This is a genomic window from Pseudomonadota bacterium (genome assembly GCA_013285445.1).
Lineage (GTDB): Bacteria > Pseudomonadota > Gammaproteobacteria > Xanthomonadales > Wenzhouxiangellaceae > Wenzhouxiangella.
Genome location: CP053448.1, coordinates 994329 through 1019503, shown reverse-complemented (window position 1 = coordinate 1019503; position 25175 = coordinate 994329). Strand labels below are relative to the sequence as shown.

General features: G+C 64.3%; 22 protein-coding genes. 11 read left to right on the top strand and 11 right to left on the bottom strand.

Features of this window, described 5'->3' with window-relative positions:
• Positions 1-4 precede the first annotated feature (4 nt).
• The gene (gene asnB, locus HND55_04705; protein QKK02020.1) at positions 5-1663 is read left to right on the top strand and encodes an asparagine synthase B; all 1659 of its coding nucleotides are present in this window, start codon (positions 5-7) and stop codon (positions 1661-1663) included.
• Here the strand turns inward: asnB and HND55_04700 are convergent.
• From HND55_04700 to HND55_04680, 5 genes are read right to left on the bottom strand one after another with little or no spacing between them, the layout of a single operon-like run.
• Positions 1657-2358, bottom strand: a complete 702-nt coding sequence (locus tag HND55_04700; GenBank protein ID QKK02019.1) for a hypothetical protein — start codon at positions 2356-2358, stop codon at positions 1657-1659. The two genes, asnB and HND55_04700, sit on opposite strands and share 7 nt — an antisense overlap.
• Positions 2359-2375: 17 nt before the next feature.
• On the bottom strand, positions 2376-2957 hold the full coding sequence (locus tag HND55_04695; GenBank protein ID QKK02018.1) for a CDP-alcohol phosphatidyltransferase family protein: 582 nt from the start codon (positions 2955-2957) through the stop codon (positions 2376-2378).
• Positions 2954-4015: a DUF2066 domain-containing protein gene (locus HND55_04690; GenBank protein ID QKK02017.1), complete on the bottom strand. Its 1062-nt coding sequence runs from the start codon at positions 4013-4015 to the stop codon at positions 2954-2956. Before HND55_04690 ends, HND55_04695 begins: the two co-directional genes overlap by 4 nt.
• A 9-nt stretch (positions 4016-4024) precedes the next feature.
• Positions 4025-4555 carry a hypothetical protein gene (locus HND55_04685; GenBank protein QKK02016.1) on the bottom strand — a complete coding sequence of 177 codons (531 nt, stop codon included), beginning with the start codon at positions 4553-4555 and terminating at the stop codon, positions 4025-4027.
• A complete protein-coding gene (locus HND55_04680; GenBank protein ID QKK02015.1) occupies positions 4552-6282 on the bottom strand; it encodes an oligopeptide transporter OPT family protein in 1731 nt (576 codons plus the stop codon). The genes HND55_04685 and HND55_04680 overlap by 4 nt, the downstream gene beginning before the upstream one ends.
• A 133-nt stretch (positions 6283-6415) precedes the next feature.
• Between HND55_04680 and HND55_04675 the strand changes: the two genes are divergently transcribed.
• The 4 genes from HND55_04675 to HND55_04660 all read left to right on the top strand — a co-directional run bounded on the left by HND55_04675 (position 6416) and on the right by HND55_04660 (position 10242).
• Positions 6416-7447, top strand: coding sequence for a phosphoribosylformylglycinamidine cyclo-ligase (locus HND55_04675; GenBank protein QKK02014.1), 1032 nt, complete (start codon positions 6416-6418; stop codon positions 7445-7447).
• Positions 7447-8163, top strand: coding sequence for a phosphoribosylglycinamide formyltransferase (locus HND55_04670; GenBank protein QKK02013.1), 717 nt, complete (start codon positions 7447-7449; stop codon positions 8161-8163). Before HND55_04675 ends, HND55_04670 begins: the two co-directional genes overlap by 1 nt.
• On the top strand, positions 8123-8851 hold the full coding sequence (locus HND55_04665) for a DUF3108 domain-containing protein (protein ID QKK02012.1): 729 nt from the start codon (positions 8123-8125) through the stop codon (positions 8849-8851). The genes HND55_04670 and HND55_04665 overlap by 41 nt, the downstream gene beginning before the upstream one ends.
• 101 nt (positions 8852-8952) lie before the next feature.
• Positions 8953-10242: a M48 family metalloprotease gene (locus tag HND55_04660; GenBank protein ID QKK02011.1), complete on the top strand. Its 1290-nt coding sequence runs from the start codon at positions 8953-8955 to the stop codon at positions 10240-10242.
• Positions 10243-10275: 33 nt separating this feature from the next.
• Here HND55_04660 and HND55_04655 read toward each other — a convergent pair whose 3' ends face one another.
• Positions 10276-11163: a DMT family transporter gene (locus HND55_04655; protein QKK02010.1), complete on the bottom strand. Its 888-nt coding sequence runs from the start codon at positions 11161-11163 to the stop codon at positions 10276-10278.
• Entirely contained in the window at positions 11144-11635 is a 492-nt protein-coding gene (locus HND55_04650) for a queuosine precursor transporter (protein ID QKK02009.1), read from the bottom strand. The genes HND55_04655 and HND55_04650 overlap by 20 nt, the downstream gene beginning before the upstream one ends.
• A 187-nt stretch (positions 11636-11822) precedes the next feature.
• On the opposite strand from HND55_04650, the gene HND55_04645 reads away from it, so the two are divergent.
• Entirely contained in the window at positions 11823-12791 is a 969-nt protein-coding gene (locus HND55_04645) for an alpha/beta fold hydrolase (protein ID QKK02008.1), read from the top strand.
• Positions 12792-12847: 56 nt separating this feature from the next.
• A complete protein-coding gene (locus tag HND55_04640) occupies positions 12848-15178 on the top strand; it encodes an AAA family ATPase (GenBank protein ID QKK02007.1) in 2331 nt (776 codons plus the stop codon).
• A 23-nt stretch (positions 15179-15201) separates the two neighbouring features.
• Here the strand turns inward: HND55_04640 and HND55_04635 are convergent, their stop codons facing one another.
• Entirely contained in the window at positions 15202-15909 is a 708-nt protein-coding gene (locus tag HND55_04635) for a 3-deoxy-D-manno-octulosonic acid kinase (GenBank protein ID QKK02006.1), read from the bottom strand.
• 83 nt (positions 15910-15992) lie between these two features.
• On the opposite strand from HND55_04635, the gene HND55_04630 reads away from it, so the two are divergent.
• On the top strand, positions 15993-17000 hold the full coding sequence (locus HND55_04630) for a glycosyltransferase family 9 protein (GenBank protein ID QKK03989.1): 1008 nt from the start codon (positions 15993-15995) through the stop codon (positions 16998-17000).
• Here HND55_04630 and HND55_04625 read toward each other — a convergent pair.
• The 3 genes from HND55_04625 to rpsO all read right to left on the bottom strand — a co-directional run bounded on the left by HND55_04625 (position 16991) and on the right by rpsO (position 20021).
• Complete coding sequence (locus HND55_04625) at positions 16991-17380, bottom strand: hypothetical protein (protein ID QKK02005.1); 390 nt, start codon at positions 17378-17380, stop codon at positions 16991-16993. The two genes, HND55_04630 and HND55_04625, sit on opposite strands and share 10 nt — an antisense overlap.
• Before the next feature lie 176 nt (positions 17381-17556).
• A complete protein-coding gene (pnp, locus tag HND55_04620; GenBank protein ID QKK03988.1) occupies positions 17557-19659 on the bottom strand; it encodes a polyribonucleotide nucleotidyltransferase in 2103 nt (700 codons plus the stop codon).
• A 92-nt stretch (positions 19660-19751) separates the two neighbouring features.
• Complete coding sequence (gene rpsO, locus HND55_04615; protein QKK02004.1) at positions 19752-20021, bottom strand: 30S ribosomal protein S15; 270 nt, start codon at positions 20019-20021, stop codon at positions 19752-19754.
• Between the two features lie 440 nt (positions 20022-20461).
• On the opposite strand from rpsO, the gene HND55_04610 reads away from it, so the two are divergent.
• From HND55_04610 to HND55_04600, 3 genes are all read left to right on the top strand, one after another.
• Positions 20462-22069 carry a methylcrotonoyl-CoA carboxylase gene (locus tag HND55_04610; GenBank protein ID QKK02003.1) on the top strand — a complete coding sequence of 536 codons (1608 nt, stop codon included), beginning with the start codon at positions 20462-20464 and terminating at the stop codon, positions 22067-22069.
• Positions 22070-22148: 79 nt separating this feature from the next.
• Positions 22149-22943 carry an enoyl-CoA hydratase/isomerase family protein gene (locus HND55_04605; GenBank protein QKK02002.1) on the top strand — a complete coding sequence of 265 codons (795 nt, stop codon included), beginning with the start codon at positions 22149-22151 and terminating at the stop codon, positions 22941-22943.
• Positions 22944-23109: 166 nt separating this feature from the next.
• A complete protein-coding gene (locus HND55_04600) occupies positions 23110-25077 on the top strand; it encodes an ATP-grasp domain-containing protein (GenBank protein ID QKK03987.1) in 1968 nt (655 codons plus the stop codon).
• Positions 25078-25175: the final 98 nt, after the last annotated feature.

The window sequence follows — 25175 nt, the reverse complement described above, 5'->3', positions numbered from 1 at the left end:
CCGGGTGTGTTCGATCCTGGGCCTGTTTGATCTCCCCGCAGGCCGTCGCGGCCTGCGGGGCGTTGCACTTGAGGCGTCTCGCCGGCAGCGCCATCGCGGCCCGGACTGGAGTGGCATCTATGTTCACGACCGCGCCATCATCGCCCACGAGCGCCTGGCCATCGTCGATATTGAATCAGGCGCCCAACCCATCATCTCGGCTGACCGCCGACAGGTTCTGGGCGTCAACGGTGAAATCTACAATCACCGCGCCCTGCGCGCTGAATGCGGCGACTATCCCTTCCGCACCGGCTCGGACTGCGAGGTCATCGTGCCGTTGTACCGGCGCTTCGGCGCCGAATGCCTGAACCGGCTCAACGGCATCTTTGCCTTTGTACTGTACGACGAGGCCGATGATCGCTACCTGATCGCGCGCGACCCGATCGGTGTCATGCCGCTCTACTTCGGGCGCGATGACGACGGCATGCTTTGGGTCGCCTCCGAGATGAAGGCAATCGAACCCTGGTGCCGTCAGGTCGAGGTCTTTCCACCCGGTCATCTGCTCGACTCAAGCGAAGGGCATGTGCGCCGATGGTATCAGCCAGCCTGGCGCGATGCCTGCCAGGCCACCCGACCCGGCGATCCGACCGTCCTGCGCCAGCAGCTTGAAGCGGCTGTGCATCGGCAAATGATGGGTGATGTCCCTTACGGCGTGCTGCTGTCGGGCGGACTGGACTCCTCGCTGATTGCGGCCATGACCGCGCGCCACGCCGATCGTCGCGTCGAGTCCGACGATACCGAAGGGGCCTGGTGGCCCCGGCTTCATTCCTTTGCGATCGGCCTGGAGGCGTCGCCCGACCTTGCCGCCGCGCGGGTTGCAGCGGCCGCCATCGGCACCCAGCACCACGAGTTCCACTACACTGTTCAGGACGGCCTGGATGCGCTCGAAGACGTCATCTACCACATTGAAACCTGCGACGTCACGACGGTACGCGCTTCGACCCCCATGTTTCTGCTGGCACGCCGGATCAAGGCCATGGGCATCAAGATGGTGCTGTCCGGAGAGGGCGCCGACGAGATCTTCGGCGGCTATCTGTACTTTCACAAGGCGCCCTCACCGCAGGCTTTTCACGAGGAGACCGTGCGCAAGGTCGACAAGCTGCATCTGTATGACTGCCTGCGCGCCAACAAGTCGATGGCAGCCTGGGGCGTGGAGGCGCGGGTGCCATTTCTCGATCTGGCGTTCGTCGACTATGCCATGCATATCGACCCGGCTGACCGCATGCCCGGGGGGGAGCGGCCGGAAAAGGCGATCCTTCGTCAGGCCGGCGCCGGACTGCTGCCCGACGAAATCCTGTGGCGGCAGAAGGAGCAGTTTTCCGACGGAGTCGGTTATGGCTGGATCGATGCGCTCAAGGCGCACGCCGATGATCGGGTCAGCGATCGCGAGCTGGCCGAAGCACCCAGCCGCTTTCCCGTCAATCCGCCTGCGTCCAAGGAAGCCTTTCTCTATCGCCGTCTGTTCGAGCGTCAATTCCCCTCACCGGCTGCCGCCGCCACCGTGCCCGCCGGCCCCTCGGTGGCCTGCTCAACGCCGGAAGCGATGGCCTGGGACGAGCGTTTCAGCGAGATGGCCGATCCCTCCGGCCGCGCGGTTCGCGACGTGCACAGCTCCGGCTACTGACCCGACGGGCGAGCCGGCGCGATCAGCAATCGGCAATCAGTTCGCGCACCAGGGGAACGGACACGGCGCGCCGTTGGGCCAGCACGGCGCGAGCAGCGCTCGATCAGCTCACTCAGGCGGGCCGCGTTGCGGGGTGCACGGCTGAGCAGATAGTCGATCACGCCACGGCCCAACGGCACCTCGTGCTCTTCGGCCAGCTGGCGGATCAACTGGGCCAGCCCTGCCTCATCCAGCGGCGTCAGCGCCAGGCGCACGGCCTGGTCGAGCCGCGAGCGCAGGTCGGGCAGCTCGAAGCGGTCCCGACCCCGGCCGCTCATGATCAACCCGCAGCGCTCGTCGCGCCAGCGATTGAGGGCGCTGAACAGGCTGTGCTCGGCCTCGCCAACGCCGGCAACGACATCGACATCGTCAATCATGATCCAGTCCCCGCACGTGTGCGCGAGCAGTTCGACCTGATCGGGCTGGGACAGCGCAATGAAACGCGCCGACTCGCCGCGCCGACACCGCTCGGCAAAGGCCGATGCGACCAAATGCGAGCGCCCCGACCCGGCAGGGCCGCGCAGAAAATACCAGCCGGCAGACTCCAGGCCGTCGCGAAGGGTGCCAACCACGGCCCGGTTGGACCCGGCGATGAAGTTGTCAAAACTGGGGCGGCGCGGCGGCTTGAGCGCAAGAGGAAGCTGAAATCGGTTCATCGCCGACGGTTCATCGCTCAGGGTTCCCCGGCATCGTCACCTGCGCGGCGGGCGCGCGTGACGCGAACCGCACGGCCAGACCAGATCCAGACATACTGAACCAGCGTCAGGCCGACCAGCAGGCCAACCAGCCAGACCAGGCCCAGCTGTCCTTCCGGCGGTAGCGGAAACCCGGCCAGGCGCAGCAGCACAAACCACATCAGGAAGACCTGGCAGAAGGTATTGAAGCGCGACAGCTGCGTGGGTTCCGCCTCGAAGTGCTCGAATCGGGTGTAGTAAATATAGCCGCCAACGACGATGACCAGATCGCGGAACACGACCGCAACAATCAACCACCAGGGCAGTTCGCCGAGCCAGCCCAGGGTCAGATAGCCGACGACCATCAGAAACTTGTCGGCCAGGGGATCGAGAACGCCGCCCCAGCGGGTCTGCCAGCCGTAGCGACGCGCCAGCCAGCCGTCGAGCAGATCTGAAACCCCGGCAAAGACCGCCAGCCCCAGCGCCCAGTCGTAATAACCGCTCAACAACAACCAGGCCATAGGGGGCACCACGACCATGCGCCCCACAGTGAGCAGATTGGGTAAAAACCGGAGGCTCAACGCCGCAGCCGATAAACGGGCCAGTCGCCGCCGTTGCCCGTCTCAGGCACCAGCAACCCGCCCATTTCCAGAAAGACCGCCAGATTCCCGCCTGTGGTCAGCAATTGGAAATCGATGGCGCGCTGATCGGCCGCGAGCACGCGGACCTGCTCAACCACACTGAGGTTTTCGAGATAATCGAGCACCAGCGCATAGTGCACCTCGTCGACAATGCCGCTGACCCGGATGCGCTGCAGCCCGGCAGAGACCTCGGCATCATGGACTGCATAGCGCGCCGCCAGGCTGGATGCCACCCGCTCAAGCCCTGTTTCAACCAGCAATTCCAGGTCTGCAGCCGTCCGGTTCAGGCTTTGATCCTGCTCGCCGATGCGCCAGAACCAGCGTCCACGCCAGCGTGACTCATCCTGGTCCGACGGCATGCTGCGCAAATCCAGCATTGCGGTCACACCGGCCCCGTAGCGCAGCGCGCCGGCCTCGGCCGAGCCGAGGAAGCCGCCACGAACGTCCGCCAGCGTCACCTCGGCCAGATCCAGCGCGTCACCCAGTGGCAGAACGATGTCAAGCCCGAGGCGTCGGCCGTTCTCGGCAATCAGGTATTCCAGGTACGGGTCAGACAGAAAGCGGGTGCCGGCTTCGTCCTCCACGGCCACCCAGAGCAGAATGGCAGGACGCTCCTGGCCCCAACGGGGCAGGCCATGCTGCGTCAGGATTTCGCGGACTGCAGCGGGATCGAACTCGGCCCGAAGGCGCACCGTGGTCGCCAATTCACCGTCCGGAGATGGTCGTTCACGCTCGAAGCGCTGGCGTGCCAGCACCAGGGAACGAACTTCGTCGGGGCCAAGGCCCAATTGTTGTATCAGGGATTCGTCGAATCTCCCGGTCAGTCGGGCCAGAACCTCGTCCAGGGCGTCGGCGAGGTCGTTCACGGTTGCCTGCCGGTCTTCGGGCAGCACCGCCTCACCCACATACAACGTATCAGCCGGCAGGGCAATCACCGGCACGGCAAGGGCAATCAGGCCTGCGAGGATGCGAGCAATCACCGAGTCAAGATAGCACAAGCGGATGCTTCAGCTACGCTGGGCACGAAACGATTCGCGGGCCTCGTCGAATTGGCGATGCGCCTTGTCCAGGTAGGCCAGCACCTCGTCGATATAGCCGTCGGCCGATGCCGTCCAGACGCGATTGATGTACCGCTCACCGGCGGCAAAGGCGCTCATGATATCGGCATAGGCCTGCAGCCCGAAGGCATGCTGCATCGCCTCACGCGACTCGGCAAAGGCCGTCAGCTGATCCCTGAAACGGCGATCAATTTCGAAGCGGAATTGGTGCGGCGGGATCTCTGCCCGCCTGGAGACGAGCTCGTCGAGCTGCGCGCAGATATGGTCCAGTGCTGTCGACAGCGTCGACAGGCTGCCATGCACGTGACCATCGTCGCTGGCCGCGGCACGATCGCTGCGCCGCAGCAGAACCAGACCGATCACGCCCACCGCCAATACCCCGGCATACGCCGGCCACAGCACACCTTCCACGGTCAATACCGACATCATCGCGCCACCGACAAAACCGATTGCAATCAGGATCAGGCTCAGTACTTTCATGCGCCCATCCCCTGGTAGATCTTGGCCAGAGCGAAGCCGACACCGACCAGCGCCTCCCCGACGATCAATCCGGCAGCCACCGGAATGCCGACATCATCGGCAAAGCGATGACCAAGCCGCCAGTCGCTGATCACGCGAACCAGCGTGCCGATGGCATAGGTCAACACGATGGCAAAGGGCAGGTAGAAACCCAGGCCGACGGTAATGCCCAGCCCCGGGCTGGCCAAGCTGAGCAGGGCGCCCAGGCCAGCCCCGGCGAGATACTTGTCGATCGGCACATCACCGCCGAGGATGCCCGAAACCATGCTGGCCAGCGCCTGTCCCTGGGGCGCCGGCAGCTTGTCGCTGCCCAGTCCGTAGGCCTCGTGCAGAATGAAAATCAGTGACACGATCAGAATCGGGCCCAGCCAGGCGCCGAGAAACTGTCCCATCTGCTGGACCCGCGGCGTGGCCCCGACCAGATAGCCGGTCTTCAGGTCCAGCATCAGGTCGGTTGCCTGCGACATCGCCACCGCCATGGCGCCGCCGACCATGACCGCCGCGATGATCGCGGACGAATCATCCATGCCGCGGGCGATGAAGATCATCAGGGTTACACCGATCAGCGTCATGCCCGACAGCGGCGACCAGTTGGTGCGTCCGATCGCCTCCGACAGGATCACGCCGGCAATCCAGATCCACAGCGTACCGACAATGCCCATGGTGATGCCGCGCACCCACCCGGTCTCCTCGGTCGACAGCACCGCCATCGCGATCAGCAGCAGGGCCGCGCCGCCAATCGCAAAGTACAGGAGCTTGATGGGCATTTCGTCGCCGGCCAGTGCGGCCTTGCTGCGCGCGGCGTTCTGCATGCTGCGCACCGCCGAGACGATCAGCGGCAGCGCCATGATGACGCCGGCGATCGCGCCGCCAATCAGCATGCCGATGCCGACCGGTCGATACAGCAGGCCCTGAAGCAGGGCGGGATCACTGAGCGCTTCTCCGGTCTCGGGGCTGACCGGCATCAGCCCGCTGAAGTCGAGAAACGGTGCCAGAATCCAGTAGCACAGAAAACCGCCGATGATGAAGGCCACACCACCCTTGCCGGCAATATAGGCCACTCCAATGGTCAGCAGCGACAGATACCAAACACCGTTCATGTACTCCGGCATGCCGATGCGACTACCGAGGTCGAAATAGCTCTCGCCACTGAGCTGCACGATGATGTGGATGAGGGCTGCAAACAGCGCCGCACCGATCAGATACATCGCCTTGTTCATGCCCGCGCCCGGCGACTTGAGGATGGTGGCCACGGCCACGCCACCAGGATAGGTCAGGCGCTCGTAGTCGATCATCTGCTTTCTGAGCGGGATGATGAAGGCGATACCGAGAAACGCGCCGGCAATGCACCCGAAGGTCAGCAGAATCGGATCAAAGTTCGTTTCACCAAGAATGAAGAAAGCCGGCACCGAGAACATCAGGCCCGATGCCGCCCCGTTGACCGCGCTGGCGACGGTCTGGACAATGTTGTTTTCGATGATGGAGTTGCGCCCCAACATGCCGCGGAGAATGGCAAACCCCAGAATCGCGGCCAGTTCGGAACCCTCGATCGAAAACCCCAGAATCAGCGCAGCATAACCAATGCTCACAGCGATGATTGCCCCCAGGAAATAACCCACCAGGACCGACGTGACGGTCAGTTCCGGATACGGCCCGTGACGAACCACGGGCGTGGCGCTGGCGTTCAATGGCGGTCCTCCGCTGAATTGGCTTGATGCAGCACGTGCTGCTGCTGCGCCGGGCAAGCCTAGCCGATTTCCCCGGTGCGCTCAACCATGATCCGTCATAATAGCCGGCATCAAGGCTTTCCCTGAGGATCTGATGAGCAAGCATTCGGACAAGCCGCTGAGCTATCGGGATGCGGGCGTGGATATCGACGCCGGCAATGCGCTGGTCGAGCGCATCAAACCCCTGGTTGCCGCTGCCGGAAGGCGGGAGGTGATTGGCGGCCTGGGCGGCTTCGGCGGTCTGTTCCACCTTGGCGGGCGCTATCGCGATCCGGTGCTCGTGTCCGGTACCGACGGCGTCGGCACCAAACTGCTGCTGGCCCGCCAGCTCGATCGCCATGACACCATCGGCATCGACCTGGTGGCCATGTGTGTCAACGATATCCTGGTCTGCGGCGCCGAACCCCTGTTTTTCCTAGACTACTTCGCCTGTGGCCGGCTCGATGTCGATGTCGCCGAACGCGTGGTCGCCGGTATCGCCGAGGGCTGTCAGCAGGCCGGCTGTGCCCTGATCGGGGGCGAGACCGCCGAAATGCCGGGGATGTATGGCGAGGGCGAGTACGATCTGGCCGGGTTTGCCGTCGGCGGGATCGAACGTGAGGCGATCATCGACGGCAGCCGCATCGAACCGGGTTGCCTGATACTTGGACTGGCGGCCAGCGGCCCGCACAGCAACGGCTATTCGCTGATCCGCAAGGTGATCGAGCGCAGCGACGCGGCGCTCGACCAGCAGCTGGGCCCTGGCACCCTGGGTGACGCGCTGATGGCGCCGACGCGCATCTATGCCCCGTCGCTGCGACCGCTCCTCGGGCAGACCGACATACGCGGCATGGCCCACATTACCGGCGGCGGCCTGAGCGAGAACATCGTGCGCGTGCTTCCGCCAGGCCTGGGCCTGGAGCTTGATACGGGCAACTGGACGGCCCCGGCCGTGTTCGACTGGCTGCAGCACAATGGCAGTATCAGCAATGCCGAGATGCGCCGCACCTTCAACCTCGGCATTGGCTTCGTGCTGATCGTGCCGCCGGATGCTGTCGAAGCGGTGACGTCCACCCTGACCGAGCCGGCGCCGGTCATCGGACGAATCGTCCCCTGCAGCGACCAAGAGCGGGTGAAGTTTCTCTGATGTCCGACGCCGTGGAGCAGGCCGAAGAGGAGCCGGCGCGCCTGGTCGTCCTGATCTCCGGTCGCGGCAGTAACTGCCGATCGATTCTCCGGGCGATCGAACACGGTCGACTCCGGGCCCGTATCGCCGCGGTGGTGTCCGACCGGCCGCAGGCAGCCGGACTCGGGCAGGCGGCCGGCGCCGGGCTGGATACTGTCGTCTGCGACCGTCGGCGCTACCCGGATCGCGACGGATTCGAGCAGGCGCTGCTCGCTGCGATTGACGGCTTTGCGCCGGACTGGCTGGTGCTGGCCGGGTTCATGCGCGTGCTCGGTGCCGTGTTCGTCGACCGTTATGCCGGACGTCTGGTCAACATCCATCCGTCGCTACTGCCGGCCTACCGCGGCCTCGACACCCACCGGCGCGTCATCGAGGCCGGCGAGCGCGAACATGGTGCGAGCGTGCATTTCGTCATCCCCCGGCTGGACGCAGGGCCGGTCATCAGCCAGGCGCGGATTGCGGTCGGTCCTGACGACAGTCCGGATCAGCTGGCCGAGCGGCTTCTCTCTCAGGAGCATCGCCTGTATCCTGCGACGCTGGCACTTTTGCTCAATCACCGGGTCGAACTGGCCGATGGGCAGATTCACATTGACAATCACCGCTTGCATGCACCGCTGCTTCTGGGTCGCGATCTGGATGATGACGGGCATCTGCTCGATGACGGTCTACGCCACTGAGGACGCATCGCCGCCCATCCCGGCGCACACGGCAACCTACGACGTGTTGCGCAAAGGCAGCAAGATCGGGGAAGTCAATGTTCGCCTCGAGCGTCTCGACAACGGCGTGTGGTATTACCGGACGTCCACCGAGGCGACATCGTTCTGGGCGCGCTTGCTCAACCTGTCCGCCGAGGAATCGGCTCACTTTGTCTGGCGCAACGGCCGCATCGTCATGCTCACCTACCATCAGGTCCGTCGCTCCCCCGGGCGGACACGCTTTTTGCAGCAGCGGGCCGACTGGGAGGCCGGAATCACTCACGTGTCAACGCCCGATGGGGATCGCGAAATCCCGCTCGAGGACAACCTGGTCGACCCGCTCAGCCTCAGGCTGCAGCTGGCGGCTTTTCTTGCCCAACCGGACAAGCGCAACGCCACCCACACCTTCCGCCTGCTCGATCGCGACGGCATCGAGACCAAGCGTTACACCTATGACAGGCGCGATACCGTCTCCGTACCGGTCGGCTGCTTCAACGCGCTGAGGGTGCGGCGCATCGAGGACCCCGACTCGATCCGCACCAACCTGAGCTGGCATCATCCCGGTTTTGCCTGGATGCCGCTGCGCATATTGCAGCTGCGCAAAGACAAACCGCTCTACGACCTCCAGCTGCAGGCGAGTTCCCTACCGCTGACTCCAGACGACTGCTGAAACGCCACCCCGAACGAACGCCAGGCTTCAGCTTCCCCCGCCCGGGCACGGACGTATACTATTCGAGTCGATCGGCACAGCACCTGACCGGAGAACGCGTCATGACAAACAGAATCGCTGTCCTGGCCCTGATTGTTGTGGCGGTGTCCGGCTGTGCCGTCAATCCGGTCACCGGCGAGCGTGAGCTGAGCCTGTACAACGAAGCCTGGGAGCGCAGCGTCGGCGAGCAGCAGTATGCGCCGCTGCGGCAGGCCCAGGGCGGCGATTTCGTCGTCGACACCGGCGTGGTCGACTATGTCCAGCGTGTCGGTGCCCGGGTTGCCGAACACGCCGACCGTCAGCTGCCGTACGAGTTCCAGGTTCTCAACAACTCGGTCCCAAATGCCTGGGCCCTGCCCGGCGGCAAGATCTCGATCAATCGCGGCTTGCTGACCGAGCTCGGTTCTGAGGCTGAGCTGGCCGCCGTGCTGGGACACGAGGTGGTCCACGCGGCTGCGCGCCACAGCGCCCAAGCGGCTTCGCGCGCAGCCCTGGCCCAGGGCGCGGTCGTGCTCGGCGGAGTCGCGGTCGGTGCAGCGACCGAGCGCGATGACTACGCCCAGGTTGCCGTGCTGTCGGGTATGCTCGGCGCGCAGCTGATCCAGCAGCGTTATTCGCGAGACGCCGAACGCGAAGCCGACTACTACGGCATGATCTACATGCAGCGGGCCGGTTACGACCCGGCCGCGGCAGTCGAGCTGCAGGAGACATTTGTACGCCTGTCAGAGAATCGGCAGCCCGGTTTTCTGGACGGATTATTCGCATCGCATCCGCCCTCACCCGAGCGCGTCGACCGCAACCGCAGCACGCTGGCCGAGCTGGGTGCCGGTGGCCAACTCGGGCGTGCGGGATACCGCCAGGCGATGGCCCGACTCGCAGCACTTGCTCCCGCTTACAAGGCGCACGATGAAGGCCGGCTGGCGCTTGCCGAAGGTCGTGCCGACGAAGCGCTGGCGCGGGCCCGGTCTGCGCTGGAAATCGAGGACGGTGAAGCCCTGTTTCACGCTCTGCGCGGTGATGCCCTGGCGGCCCAGAACCGGAATGCGCAGGCCAGAGCGGCGTTTGATGCGGCGCTGGCATGCGACGACAGCTGGTTCTACTATCACTTGCGTCGCGGGATGCTGCATGAGCAGGCGGGCCAGCTGGCCGCAGCGCGCGATGACCTGAGCGCCAGCCTGCAGCGCCTGCCAACCGCCGATGGTCATTATCACCTGGGTAACGTCGAACGCCGCAGCGGCAACCGGCAGCAGGCCATCGAGCACTATCGCACGGCCGCCGGCTCCGACACCGAGGCCGGCCGCAAGGCCCGCGCGCAGCTGGTCGAAATGGGTGTTGTCGATCCGGCTCAATAACTCGTCCCGGCCCCGCACTCGCCCGTGAGCCGATTATCGGCCCACCATCACCGCCACGCCCAGGAAGGTCAGCACGATACCGGCCATTCGCCGCGGGCTCATTTCCTCGTCCAGAAACAGCCAGGCAAACAGCACGATGAAGGCCGCAGCGGTTTCGTTGAGAACCGCGGCAACCGAGGCCTGGGTCAACTTGTAGCCGGCCAGCCAGAGCATCATCGAAACATAGCTGCCCAGCAGGCTTCCGATCACGATGGTGAGCCACGGCTGCGACGAGCGATAGTGCATCAGGCTCCTTTTCCCGCCTCTGGTCAGGCGCAGAAACAGCAGCATACCGACTGATCCGGCCGCCAGCCGAACGCCCATGGTCCAGGTGAACGATTGGGTCTCGAGAACTGGCTTGACCATGACGATGCCAATGGCCATCAACAAGACGGCCCCCGCTCCGAAGGACACGCCGAGCTGAATGGCCTGCAGCGAGACGTCACGCCGGTTCTGGCGCCAGGTCACCAGCAGGATTCCACCGAGAACCAGCACGAAGCCGAAGTACTGCCACCACACAAGCCGTTCGCCGAGAAACCCGATCGACAGCAGAATGACGAACGGCGAATAGAGGCTGGCGACAACTCCGGTGCGTGATGCCCCCATCAGGTTCAACGCGCGCAGATACCAGGTATCGGCCACGGCAATGCCAACCACGCCCGACAGGATCACGACCAACCATTGCAATGGCGAGTAGCCCGGCCCGCCCCCGCCCTCGACCAGCAGGATCGTGGGCACCATCAGCGCGGTGGCCAGGAGATTCTTGAACAGGTTCAGCTCGAAGGCCGGCAGGGTTTCGCCGGAACGCCGGAACAGGACAACCGCCAGCGCCCAGCAGGCCGCGCAGGCCACCGAAAAGAACTCACCCACGCGAAACCACAAGCCGCCAGGGCGCCAGCAGCGCCAGGGCAATGAGCAGCTTGACGCCATAGTCACCGATCGCCAGGGTCACCCACGGCATGCCGGTTGCGTAGAAGGCCAGGGCGAAAAACACAAGCGTATCGATCAGCGAGCCGACGACGCTGGAAAACAGCGGCGGCTGCCACCAGGCGCGCCGGCGCAGCCGATCGAACAGAGCCACATCCATCAGCTGAGAAACCAGGAAGGCGGTTCCTGAGGCGAGCGCAATGCGCGCGCTCGCCAGCCAGACCGAAAACACCACGGCCAGCGCGAATCCGGCGTAAACCACGATGCGCGCGCGTTTCGGCCCGAATCGTCGATTGGTCAGATCGGTGATGAAGTAGGACAGCGGGTAGGTCAGCGCGCCCCAGGTCAGCCAGTCATTGACCGGAAACTGAACCAGGTAGTTGGCGCTGGCCACGATCACGACCATCGCGACAATCAATGCGGGCATGATCGCCAGCCTGCCTTGCACTCGAAGTGGGGCCCGTATTCTACCGCTGTGCCGATGTACCGATGTGCCTCCAGGGACTGGTGACCGGCACCACCGTTCCCGGCCGCACCAACGTTCGGCCGCGCTGCCTTGAGCGCCGGGTGATGGGTTATGCTTGGGCGGTATTCAAGCTTTCGGCACGTTGAAAATGGTCGAAGAATACCTGATCTCGGCAGCGGTGCTGGGGCTGATCGCACTTGGCGCTGTTCTGGCCTGGCGCGTGTGGCCCGGCCCGCTGGCTCGGGTAATGATCCGTTTCGAGCGTACTCGCTGTGGCCGGAAAAGCGAACGCTGCCCGATCGCAGACATCGACTGGCACGTGCTCACCGGAGGCCATGGCGAGCCGCTGATCCTGCTGCACGGCTTCAACGCCGATGCCGACCACTTCAACCGCGCTGCCCGTCATCTGACTTCCCATTTTCGCGTCATCGCGCCTGACCTGCCCGGGTTTGGCGAAACACGGGTCGGAGCAATGCCCGACTACCGCATTGAATACATGGCGGCAAAGGTGCTGGCGCTGCTCGATGCCATGCGAATCGAGCGCTTCTATGTTGGCGGCAATTCCATGGGCGGCTACCTGGCAGTGGCCGTGGCACATCAGGCGCCGGCGCGCGTACGCGGTTTGTGGCTGCTGGCTCCGGGCGGATTGCACAGCGCGCCCTATTCACCGCTGTACGAGGCGGTCTATGCCGGCCACCACAATCCGCTCGTGGTTCGCGACTTGCGGGATTTCGAGCGGCTACTCGATTACTGTTTTGTCCGTCCGCCCTACCTGCCAACCCCTCTCAAGCGCTACCTGGCCCGCCGCGCGGCGAACAGCGTCAGCCGCGCCGAGCGGGTGTTTGCCGACCTGCGCTTTCGGTCCACACCGCTCGAAGCGCTGGCCTCCGGTCTGACGGTGCCGGCACTGATCGTCTGGGGCCAGGCCGACCAGGTGCTGCACCCGCAGGGACTGAATGTACTGGCCGATCGCATGTCGCATGCGCAGACCCTGCTGCTGCCCGCGACCGGCCATCTGCCAATGCTGGAAAAACCCCGCGAAACCGCCGAGGCGTGGCTGAGCTTCGCCGAAAGCAGTGCCCGCCAACAGGTATCGCTGCAAGATGCCAGTGTGTAGTACATTGATCGGGCAAGATAGGGGGTGCCAGACCCACACGAAGGTTCGAGGGTGACATGATGAGGCGACAGGCAATTCCTGCAGAGCAGCTGCGCTGGCAGCTCAACCATCGGTTGCTGCCCGGAGAATCAACGCGCGAGATTCCTGTACTCGACGGGACGCTGGGCCAGGAAACAGCGGCCGAAGCCCTGCGCTACGGTATCGCGGCACCCGGACACAATCAGCACATCTTCGTGCGCGGTCCGCACGACAGCGGCCGCCATCGTTTGCTCAGCAGCGTGTTCAACTCGGCCCGTCCCAAACCACGCCAAACCCGGGATTACTGCTTCGTTCACAATTTCGCCAACCCCGATCGGCCACGGCTGATCATCCTCCCCCCGGGCGAGGGGCGGCCCTTTCAGAAGCAGATGCACCGGATTGCGTTGTTCATCCGCGAACGCCTGCCCGAAATTCTGGAAAACGATCCGATTCGCGGGCGCCGGGAGGCACGCCGGGAAGCGGCTGAACGCGATGTTCGGCTGCTGCTCAGACCACTTGAGAAACGCCTTGATGGAGACGGTCTGGCCCTGGTACGCAGCCAGGCCGGTCCGAACGCCCGACTGCAGATTGCCGTGAAGATCATGGGCAAGCCGGTCTCGTTGGAAGAGTTCCGCAACATGGTCGCCCGCAAGCAGGCGACCGATGATGATCGCAAGCAGATCGAAGATCGCATCAAGACCTACGAGGACGACCTGCACAAGGTCTCCCGGCAAATCCGGCAGAAGTGGCAGCAGGCGCACAAGCATATCGAGCAGATCGACATCACCGAGACCGCCCGCATTCTCGGGGAGATGACCGCCGAGATCTCGCAGCGCTTCAAGGCGCCGGGTATTGACGCTTTTCTGCGGGAAGTCATCGATGACGTGCTCGAAAAGCGTATCGGGCACGAAACAAGTCAACTGGCCGATCCGACCGTGTTGTATGCGGTCAACGTGCTTAACACCGCGCCGCGCACCGACCGGGCCCCGCTGGTCTCGGCCGGAGTCGTCGCCGCCGGCACACTGTTCGGCACTGTCGATCCAACCTGGCGCAGCGGCGGCCGCGCCGTCGCATCGTTTCACGGCATCCGGTCCGGCGCCATCATCCAGGCCGACGGCGGCTTTCTCGTGCTCGATGCCGAGGAGCTCTTCGCCAATCCGGAGGTGTTTCGTCACCTGCTGCAGATTCTGCGCACCGGTGAGGTCGAGATCATGACCCAGGATGCCGATGCCGGCCTGGCCACGCAATCCCTGCGGCCGGAGCCGGTGCCGATCGACGTCAGCATCATTCTCGTGGGTGACAATGACGCGTATCGACGGCTTGAGTCACTCAGCCCCGAGTTCAATCGCCGCTTCCGCATCCTGGCCGATCTTGCCGACACCATTGCACATGACGAGTCCGGCATCGAGCGCACCTGCCGGCTGATGTCAGCCCTGGTCCAGGAGGAGTCCATCCTTCCGCTCGGCCGACCGGCACTGACTGCCGTACTCGAATACAGCGCGCGACTGGCTGATCGGCCCGGACGCCTGACTACACGCGCGGGCCGGCTGAGCGAACTGGTCAGGGAAGCCTCCTTCCTGGCCGCGTCGGAAGATGACTCAGAGATCGGGCGCGAGCATGTCGAGCAGGCCGCCAGCCGCATACGGCAGCGCGCCGGGGTCGCCTGCCTGGAGCAGATCCAGCTCGATGTCGACACCGGACGGGTCCGCCTGCGCGGCCGTTCAAGTGCCCGCATCAACGTGGTGCCCTGTCAGCGCAACGCCGCAGAAACCCAGGCCCTGCCGGTTTGCGTCAGCGCGATCATCAAGCGCCATTCAGCACCAGAGGTCTCGCTGCTGCTGGATACGAAGCCTCAGCCGGATCTTGCCGCCCCGTGGCTGCTTGTCGCACTGGCCGAGTTGCTCCACTTCGACCGCCTGAGACCCATCCAGGCCACGCTTCAGGCGACCGGCCTGACCGAGACCAGTGATCTGCCGTCCACCCTGCTGGGGCAAGCCTGCTGTCTGATCGCGACCCTCGCCGAAATCCCGCTACGCCAGGATCTGGCCGTAATCGGCAGTCTCGATGCACACGGGCAGCCCGAGCCGGTCGCTTTCGTGAACGAGCGCATCGAGGGGTTTTTCGAAGCGTGCCAACTGACCGCACTCAATGGACAGCAGGGCACGATCATCCCGGCCGCCAATGCCGACGTTCTCAATCTGGACCGGCGCATCATCAAAGCCTGCACCAACGACCAGTTCCACATCTATCGAGCCAATAGCGTTAGCGACGTCCTCGAACTGCTGACCGACAAACCCGCCGGCAAGTGGAAAAACGGGGCCTTTCCAGACGATTCGGTGTTGGGACTGGCGCGGGCGAATATCGACTGATTTATTCGCCCCGAAGCGCGCGGTTACGCTCGCGTGGAGAATCGTTCAAGCCAGTCGCGACCGGCACGGATGCCCATTTTGGCCATTGAGCGCTGGAGACGTCTGATCATGGGAGCCGGATCGGCCGGGCCCGGCTGAATACGGGCACGATCGAAATCGATTACATACCAGCAGCCGATCCTGTCGCGCAGCAGGTTGTGTGCGTTGAGGTCGGCGTGCACCACGCCGGCACTGAACAGACGCGCCAGCGTGTCGGCCAGTGACCGCCAGTCCGCGGCAGTCAGCCCGGCACCCGCTTCGGCCAGACTGCGGGCGTCTGGAATCAGTGCCGTCAACAGCCCGGCACGGTAGGTCACTCCGGCGCGTTCGCAGCTGGCCATTAGCGGCCGCGGCACCGGCAGGCCCAGTTCCCTGAGCCGCCGCATGACGCGCCACTCTCGCAGGCTCCGGCTGCGTTCGTAGCCAAGGAAGACGTACCGATCCCGGCTGATGCGCGCGGCCTGCCCGCCCCGGCAATAGCGGCGCAACACCGCCGGACCGGCCTCGGTCGCAACCGCCAGCGCCTGGCCTCTGCCGCCCAAGGTTCCCAGCACCGCATTGCGCTGCCGCCAGAACCGGGGTTGCAGCCAGTCCGGACTGACCACGTCGACCGCCTGCGGGTCGTATAGAATGACGGTGTCGGCCGATCTGAAGCTGGCCTCGTGCTTCTCCCTTGGGTGTCTGTCATCCATCGCTACGTGCTGCCGTGATCCAATCCGCACCGCCTGAGTCACTGTGTCTGCTGCGCCTGTCGGCGCTGGGCGATGTATGCAACATGGTGCCCGTGGTGCGGGCCTTTCAGCACGCCTGGCCGAACCTCTCAGTGACCTGGATTATCGGTAAACCGGAGCATCGGCTGGTTGCCGACTTGCCGGGCGTTGAGTTCATTGTATTCGACAAGACCGCCGGTCGTGCCGGCATCGCCATGCTGAGGCGCCGCCTGGCCGGACGCCGCTTCGACGTGCTGGTGCACGCACAGGTGTCGCTGCGCGCCAACCTGCTGTCAATGATCGTGCGCGCCCGCCGCCGTGTCGGGTTTGACCGGCTCCGGTCCAGGGAAGGGCATGGGCTGGTCGTCGGGGAGCGTATCGCAGCGGTGCCGTTTCAGCATCAGGCCCTGGCCTTTCTCGAGTTTGCGCGCCATTTCGGGTTGCCAGCCGAGGGCATCGACCGGCGACCGCCGATCCCTGATGATGCTGTCGAATTCGCTCAGCGCCACCAGCCCGACCCGCATCGAGCCGTCCTGATCAGCCCGGCCTCGAGCCATCGGCTGCGCAACTGGCATGCGCGCGGATACGCCGAGGTGGCTGACTGGATTATTGCAACGACCGGTCGGCCCGTTATTCTGGTTGGCGGGCCAAGCGATGCCGAGCGACGTCTGGGTTGCGACATCGAGCGACAGATGCGCCACCGGCCGCTCAATCTCATCGGTCAGGACACGCTCAAGCAGGCCCTGGCGATGCTCGACCGGGCGGCCTGCCTGATCACGCCTGATGCCGGACCGGCGCACTTCGCGGCCGCGCTGGGACGACCAGTCATCGGTCTGTATGCGGCCACCTGGAGCCGACGCTCCGGTCCATTCGGCAGCCTTGAGCATTGCGTCGATCGCTTTCCCGAAGCGGCACGAGAGTTTGCCGGGAAACCGCCGGAAGCGCTGCCTTGGGGCAAGCGGCTCGAATACCCGGGCGTCATGGACCTGATCGATGCCGGCTCGGTCATTGAACGGGTCGAACACCTGCTGTCAGGCGGCCAGACTGCCGCCGGTGCGGCCAGTCAGCGGTAGTCCTGGTAGGACTTCTCCTCGACAATGGCCGAACCCAGCGTCAGATTGATCTGCTTCTTGATGGCGGCGCGGTCGTCGTTGCGGAAATAGACCGACCGGGCGAGCTCGACGAAGCGATCGCCGAAACGCTGCCGGCGCTCCTCGTCACGGATGTCGTCCTCGATGGCCCACAAGGCCTCGTTGATACGGCGCAGCTGATCGCGCAGATCCGCGATCTGTTCGTTCTCCAGGCCGGATTCGTTCCAGACCCGGCTGAGCTGCTCGTGCTCACACCGAACGTTGGCGCGCTTGCCGGGATCGTCAATCCGCTCAAGCTTGATCTCGAGGATGGTGAGCTTGTCGAGCAGCTCGCCGGGCGAAACGGGAATCAGCAGTTCCATGCGTCGTCCTTGGCCGTCATGGCGCAGCATTCAGTGAGACAAAAAGAAAACCGCAAGGAGCCAAGGTAAATGAACCCGCGCTCATTCCAGTGCTCTGCGTTCCCGGCGCTCTTTGCGCTTGGTTGCTTCTGGAAAACGTCAGCTGCCCGGTGGTCCGGGCAGCTGCCGGGTTTCGATCAGGACTCGCCCTGGTCTTCCTTGAGCGCTTTCATGCTCAGGCGGATGCGACCCTGCTTGTCGACCTCCAGCACCTTGACCCTGACCCGGTCACCTTCCTTGAGCTCGTCGGTAACGTTTTCGACTCGCTTGTCGGAGATCTGCGAGATATGCACCAGACCGTCCTTGCCGGGCAGAATGGTCACGAAAGCACCGAAATTCATGATCTTGGTAACCGTACCCTCGTAGATCGCGCCGACTTCAACATCAGCGGTAATCTGCTCGATACGCTTGCGCGCATCATCGGCGGCGGCCTGGTTGACCGAGGCAATCGTAACCGTGCCGTCGTCCTGGATGTCGATCGTCGTGCCGGTCTCCTCGGTGATCTGGCGGATGGTGGTACCACCCTTGCCAATCACGTCGCGGATCTTGTCCGGATGGACCTTCATGGTAAACAGCCGCGGGGCATACTCGCTCATTTCCTCGCGCGGATGGTCGATGACCTGGTTCATCTGCTCGAGAATGTGGGCGCGGCCGGCATTGGCCTGCTTGAGCGCAACTTCCATGATCTCCCGGGTAATACCGGTGATCTTGATGTCCATCTGCAGCGCGGTCACGCCGTTGGCCGAACCGGCCACCTTGAAGTCCATGTCGCCCAGGTGATCCTCGTCGCCCAGGATATCGGTGAGTACGGCAAAACGGTCGCCGTCCTTGATCAGGCCCATGGCGATGCCTGCCACCGGCGCCTTGACCGGCACACCCGCGTCCATCATGGCCAGCGAGGAGCCGCAGACGGTGGCCATCGAACTCGAACCGTTGGACTCGGTGATTTCCGAGACGATGCGCAGCACGTAGGGAAATTCCTCACCCTTGGGCACCACGGCGGCAAGCGCGCGCTTGGCCAGCTTGCCGTGGCCGATCTCGCGACGCTTCGGCCCGAGCATGAAGCTGGTCTCTCCAACGCAGAACGGCGGGAAATTGTAGTGGAGCATGAACTGCTCCTTGTACTCACCCTCGATCGCGTCGATGATCTGCGCATCGCGGCCGGTACCGAGCGTGACCACGCACATCGCCTGGGTCTCGCCGCGGGTAAAAATAGCCGAACCGTGAGTGCGCGGAAAGACACCGACCGACATATCCAGCGGGCGAACCGTGGTCAGGTCGCGGCCGTCGATGCGTGGCTTGCCGTCGAGGATCTGGTCGCGCACGTACTTCTTCTCGAGCGCGGCAAATTCGTCCTTGACCTCATCCTCACCCGGAGCGTTCTCGTCACTTTCCGGGCACAGCTTCTCGATCACGCTCGCGCGCAGTTCACTGATGGCCTCGCGACGAATCATCTTGTCGGTATTTTCGTAAGCCTTGGCCAGACCCTCGGAAGCCAGTTCCGCAACCTTCTCATCCAGGCCGGCCGGACGCTCGGCCGCCTGCCAGTCCCACTTGGGCTTGCCGGCCACTTCAACCAGTTCGTTGATGGCGTTGATCGCCACCTGCATCTGCTCGTGACCGAAGGTGACCGCACCAAGCATCTGCTCTTCGGACAGCTGATCGGCTTCGGATTCGACCATGAGCACGGCCTCGGACGTGCCGGCAACGACCAGGTCCAGGCGCGACTCGTCGAGCTGCGTGGCGGTGGGATTGATCACGTACTCACCATCGACGAAACCGACGCGGGCGCCGCCAATCGGGCCCTGGAAGGGCACGCCGGCGAGCGACAGCGCGGCCGAGGCGCCGATCATGGCCGGAATGTCGGCGTCGACTTCAGGGTTCGACGACATCACCGTGGCGATGACCTGGGTTTCGTTCATGAAGCCCTTCGGAAACAGCGGTCGAATCGGCCGGTCGATCAGGCGCGAGGTCAGGGTTTCCTTCTCGGTCGGACGCCCCTCGCGTTTGAAAAAACCGCCGGGAATGCGGCCGGCGGAATAGAATTTTTCCTGGTAATTGACGGTCAGGGGGAAAAACGCCTGACCCGGCTTGGCCTCCTTGCGGGCCACGGCAGTGACCAGGACCACGGTGTCGGCCATCGTGACCAGCACCGCACCGTCGGCCTGGCGCGCCACATGCCCGGTTTCGAGCGTGACGTCATGCTCGCCGAATTTGAATGTCTTGCTGAATTTCCTCACTTCACTCACTCCACTTTGCACTTGCAATAAAAAACACCCCGGAACAGCCAGTGAGCCGCCGGGGTTTCAGTATCAATCGGATAATCGGCTTCTTAACGGCGCAGGCCAAGCCGCTCGATCAGGTCGCGATAACGCTGGATGTCCTTCTTCCTGACGTAATCGAGCAGTGAACGACGCTGATTGACCAGCTTGAGCAGTCCCCGGCGGGAGTGATGGTCCTTCTTGTGTTTCTCGAAGTGCCCGGTCAGATGCTGAATGCGTGCGGTCAGCAACGCCACCTGCACCTCCGGTGAACCCGTATCACCCTCGTCGAGCTGGTACTCCTTGACGACCTGGCTCTTTTCTTGTGCGCTCAGAGACATCGGTTAATTTACTCCTCGAACGTTGCAACGGGCGACCGGGCTTTTCCAGAAAACCCACTGAGGGATACCCCAGACCGGGCTTTGTGCAAAAGCCCCAGCCGCCAGACTTTACCAAGCAGAGCATTATAACCGCTTGAATCGAAGTGGGGCAACAGGTTTGGACCTCGGAATCCGGACTCCGGCGTCGGACGTTGCACCCCGACCCGTCGAGGGTGCGACCGCGACCTGCGAATCCGGCGCCACCAAAATGTAGGTCGGGGCCGCGTCCCCGACGGACGGGGTTCGAGGTCGGAAGGTGTGGCGGGATGACCGCCCATCCGCCGGAACCGGCGCCGGTGGCCGGCCCAAGGCCGACCCATGCGGGTATCAACCAGCCAAGCAGCGAACCAGCCAACGGACCAACAGGCTACAATGGAGCGCTTTGACCGCCTGGAGTGCCCATGCCCCGCCTGGACAGCCACGTCAACCGCAAGGACGCGGACTTCCTCACCCGCGCCGAGCATCACCGCCAGCTCGCCGCCGATCTGCGCGAAAAGCTGGCGCAGACGGCGCTGGGCGGGCCGGAGCGCTCGCGCGAGAAACACGAGGCCCGCGGCAAGCTGCTCGCCCGCGAGCGCATCCGCACGCTGCTCGACCCCGGCAGCCCGTTCCTCGAGATCGGCGCGCTGGCGGCCAACGGCATGTACAAGGATGAGGCGCCCTCGGCAGGCGTCGTGGCCGGGATCGGGCGGATCAACAGCGTCGAATGCATGGTCGTGGCCAACGACGCCACGGTCAAGGGCGGCTCCTACCTGCCAATGACGGTCAAGAAGCACTTGCGCGCGCAGGACATTGCGCTGGAAAACCACCTGCCCTGCATCTACCTGGTCGATTCCGGCGGCGCCTTCCTGCCGCTGCAAGACGAGGTCTTTCCCGACCGCGACCATTTCGGACGCATCTTCTACAACCAGGCCCGGCTGTCGGCGAAGAACATCCCGCAGATCGCGGTGGTGATGGGCTCGTGCACGGCCGGCGGTGCCTACGTGCCGGCGATGTGCGACGAGGCCATCATCGTCAGGGAACAGGGCACGATCTTTCTCGGCGGCCCGCCGCTGGTCAAGGCCGCAACCGGCGAGGAAGTGGATGCCGAGACGCTCGGCGGCGCCGACGTGCACACCCGCCTGTCGGGCGTCGCCGACCACTTCGCCGAAAACGACCTGCATGCCCTGGCCATCGCCCGCGACCTGGTGGCCGACCTCAACCGGCCCGCGCCGGCGTTCGGCACGGCCCGAGAGCCGATCGAGCCGGCCTGGCCGGTCGAGGACATCTACGGCATCCTGCCAGACGATACGCGCTACCCCTATGAGGTGCGCGAGATCATTGCCCGCGTCGTCGACGGTTCCGAGTTTTCCGAATTCAAGGCCCGCTACGGCAACACCCTGGTCTGCGGCTTCGCCCACATTCATGGCTACAAGGTCGGTATTGTGGCCAACAATGGCATTCTCTTTTCCGAGTCAGCCCAGAAGGGCGCGCACTTCATCCAGCTGTGTAATCAGCGCAACATTCCGCTGGTGTTCCTGCAGAACATCACCGGCTTCATGGTCGGCAAGAAATATGAACAATCCGGTATCGCCAAGGACGGTGCCAAGATGGTGACCGCCGTGGCCTGCTCGCATGTGCCCAAGTTCACGGTCATCATCGGCGGGTCGTTCGGCGCGGGCAACTACGCCATGTGCGGCCGTGCCTACCAGCCCCGATTCCTGTGGATCTGGCCGAATGCAAGGGTATCGGTCATGGGCGGCGAACAGGCCGCCGGCGTGCTCGCCACGGTGCGGCGTGACGCCCTGGAAGCCCGCGGCGAAGCATGGCCGGAAGACGAGGAGGAAAAGTTCAAAATGCCGATCCGAGACCAGTATGAAACCCAGGGGCACCCTTACTACGCCACGGCGCGACTCTGGGATGACGGCATCATCGATCCGGTCGACACCCGCCGCGTCCTGGGTCTGGCGATCGCGGCTTCAGCCAACGCGCCGATCGAACGCGAACGCTTCGGCGTATTCCGCATGTAATGAGACAGGAGACGGTTTACGGAAAACCTGGCCGAAGCCTCCCCGTAAACCGTAAACCGTAAACCGCATTCCTACTGCTATGACTGAACTACTGAATCTCGATATCGACGATCGCGGCGTCGCCACGGTAACGCTCAGCCGGCCCGAGGTGCACAACGCCTTCAACGCCGAGCTGGTGGCCGAGCTCTCGGCAGCCTTCGACAGAACCGTCAACGAGAATGCGCGGGTGATGGTCCTCACCGGCGAGGGCACGAGCTTTTCGGCCGGCGCCGATCTGAACTGGATGCGGGCCATGGTCAGGGCCTCCGAGTCAGAAAACCGCGATGACGCCAGGCGCCTGGCGGCCATGCTCAGAAAACTCGACCAATTGCCTTGCCCCACCATTGCGCGCGTCAACGGCCATGCCTTCGGCGGCGCCGTCGGGCTGATTGCCTGCTGCGACCTGGCCGTTGCAGTCGATACAGCGAAGTTCGGGCTCACGGAGGTGAGACTGGGCCTGGCACCAGCCACCATTGCACCGTTCGTGATTGCATGCATCGGCATCAATCAGGCGCGCCACTACATGCTCACCGGCGATCGCATCGACGCCGAGCGCGCCATGCATATCGGTCTGGTCGGCGACATCGTTGCCGAAAGCCAGCTCGACGACCACATCAGCGGCCGGATCAGGCAGCTGCTGGCCGGCGGGCCACATGCCCAGGCCCACTGCAAGGAATTGATCCACACCATCGCCAGCGGCCGCCATGACCCGGTTGAAACCGATCACCGCGCCGCCGAGCTGATCGCTGCTCTGCGCGTCTCGCGCGAAGGCCAGGAAGGCCTCAACGCCTTCCTCGAAAAGCGCAAGCCCTCGTGGGTTGCGGGCGATTCCTGAAAACCATGAACCACGGAAAACACGGAATGACACGGATTGAAAGAGAAAGGAAACTGATCCCCTTGCGAACTTGCAGGGGCGCGATTTGCAGCGCGGATGCACCAGCAGCCCGATCTCTCTTCCGTGTTTTTCCGTGCTATTGCGTGGTTCCAATATTCAAATGACCATGTTCAAGACCGTTCTGATTGCCAACAGAGGCGAGATCGCCTGCCGCATCATCGCCACCTGCCGCCGCCTGGGCGTGGAAACGGTGGCCGTCTATTCCGATGCTGACGCCAGTGCCCGCCACGTGCGCCTGGCCGACCGCGCCGTCCACGTCGGGGCGGCGCCGGCGCGCGAGTCCTACCTCGACATCGACCGCATCATCGAGGCGGCCCGCGCCACGGGCGCCGAGGCGATCCACCCCGGCTACGGCTTTCTGGCCGAAAACGCCGGCTTCGCCCGGGCCGTGCGCAATGCCGGCCTGATCCTGATCGGACCCGCGCCGGAAACGATGGAACTGATGGGCTCGAAGGCAGCGGCCAAGGCGCGAATGGAAACCGCCAATGTGCCGCTGATCCCCGGCTACCACGGCGACGACCAGGCCGACGACGCGTTGATGAAGGAGGCCGGGCGCGTCGGCTTCCCGCTGATGCTGAAAGCGGCGGCCGGCGGCGGCGGCAAGGGCATGCGCGTGGTCCGTTCGAAAGAGGACTTCCTGGAGGCACTGAAGTCCGCGCGGCGCGAGGCATCCGGCGCCTTTGGCGACGAACGCATGATCCTGGAGCGCTACCTTGAGCGTCCACGGCATATTGAGGCCCAGATCTTTGCCGACGGCCACGGGACCACGGTCCACCTGTTCGAGCGCGACTGCTCCAGCCAGCGCAGGCACCAGAAAATAATCGAAGAGGCGCCTGCGCCCAACCTGGACCAGCGCATCCGGCAAGACCTGCTGGCCGCCGCCGTCAGGGCGGCCAAAGCGGTCGACTACGTCGGCGCCGGTACCGTTGAGTTCATGGTCGAAGACGAGGCGTTTTACTTCCTGGAAATGAACACTCGATTGCAGGTCGAGCACCCGGTCACCGAATTGACTACCGGCCTGGATCTGGTCGAGTGGCAGTTGCGCATCGCCGCTGGTGAAGCGCTCCCGTTGAGGCAGGACGAAATCCGCGCCAGCGGCCATGCCATGGAAGCGCGCATCTACGCCGAGGATCCCGATCAGGGCTTCGTGCCGTCGACCGGGCGTATTGACGCGCTGGTGCTGCCTGAAAGCGACCGGGTGCGCATCGATTCGGGCGTAATTTCCGGTGACCAGGTCAGCATGCATTACGACCCGATGATCGCCAAGCTGGTCGTTCATGACAGCACGCGCGAGGCCTGCCTGGCCCGACTCAACCAGGCCCTGGCGACCTGTTTCGTCGCTGGTCCCGCCACCAATCTCGGCTTCCTGCAGGCCCTGGCCGGCTCCGGGGTCTTTACCGAGGCTGCGATCGACACGGGCATGCTCGATCGCGACCTGGCGGCGATCCTGGATGCCGGCAAACCCCCGCTGGAGGTGCTTGCCGCAGCAGCCGGTCGCTGGCTGCTCATGCAGGAGGCGGCTGCAGGCGGTCTGACGCCCTGGGACATCCGCGACAGCTGGCGGCTCGGCGAGCCGGTCAGACGATCCCTGGACATCGAGTGTGCCGGAAGCCGCGTGATCCTCGAGGCCAGCGGCTGTCTGGGCGACTACGACCTGCAGATCAACGATGAAACTCACCCGATGCGCATGCAGAGGCTCAGCGAGAGCGAGTTCAGCCTGACCCTTGGTGGCCGGGGCCGCCGTCTGCAGATCCATGCCGCCGGCGAGCATCGCCTGGAAGTCTGCCTCGATCGCCGCCGCTGGCCCGTTGTCCGCCACGCCCGGTTCGAGGCCGTGGTCGAAGGCGGTGCCGGCGACGGGCGACTGCTTGCCCCTATGCCGGGCAAGATCCTCGAGATTCGCGCCACGACCGGCCAGTCGGTTGCCGAGGGCGAGACCCTGCTGATCATGGAAGCGATGAAGATGGAGCTGGCCATCAAGGCCCCTGTTGATGGCACGATCACCGAACTCGCCGTAGGCCTGGACGAAATCGTCGAGGCCGATGCCATGCTGCTGGTCGTCGAGCCCAGCTGAAGCGCTTGTCGCTGCCCGGTTACCCGGGACTCATCATTCCGGCCTCATGCAGAGTCCCGGAGGTATTTGCCGGCCAGGCCCGGTTGTGAAGGTATGTG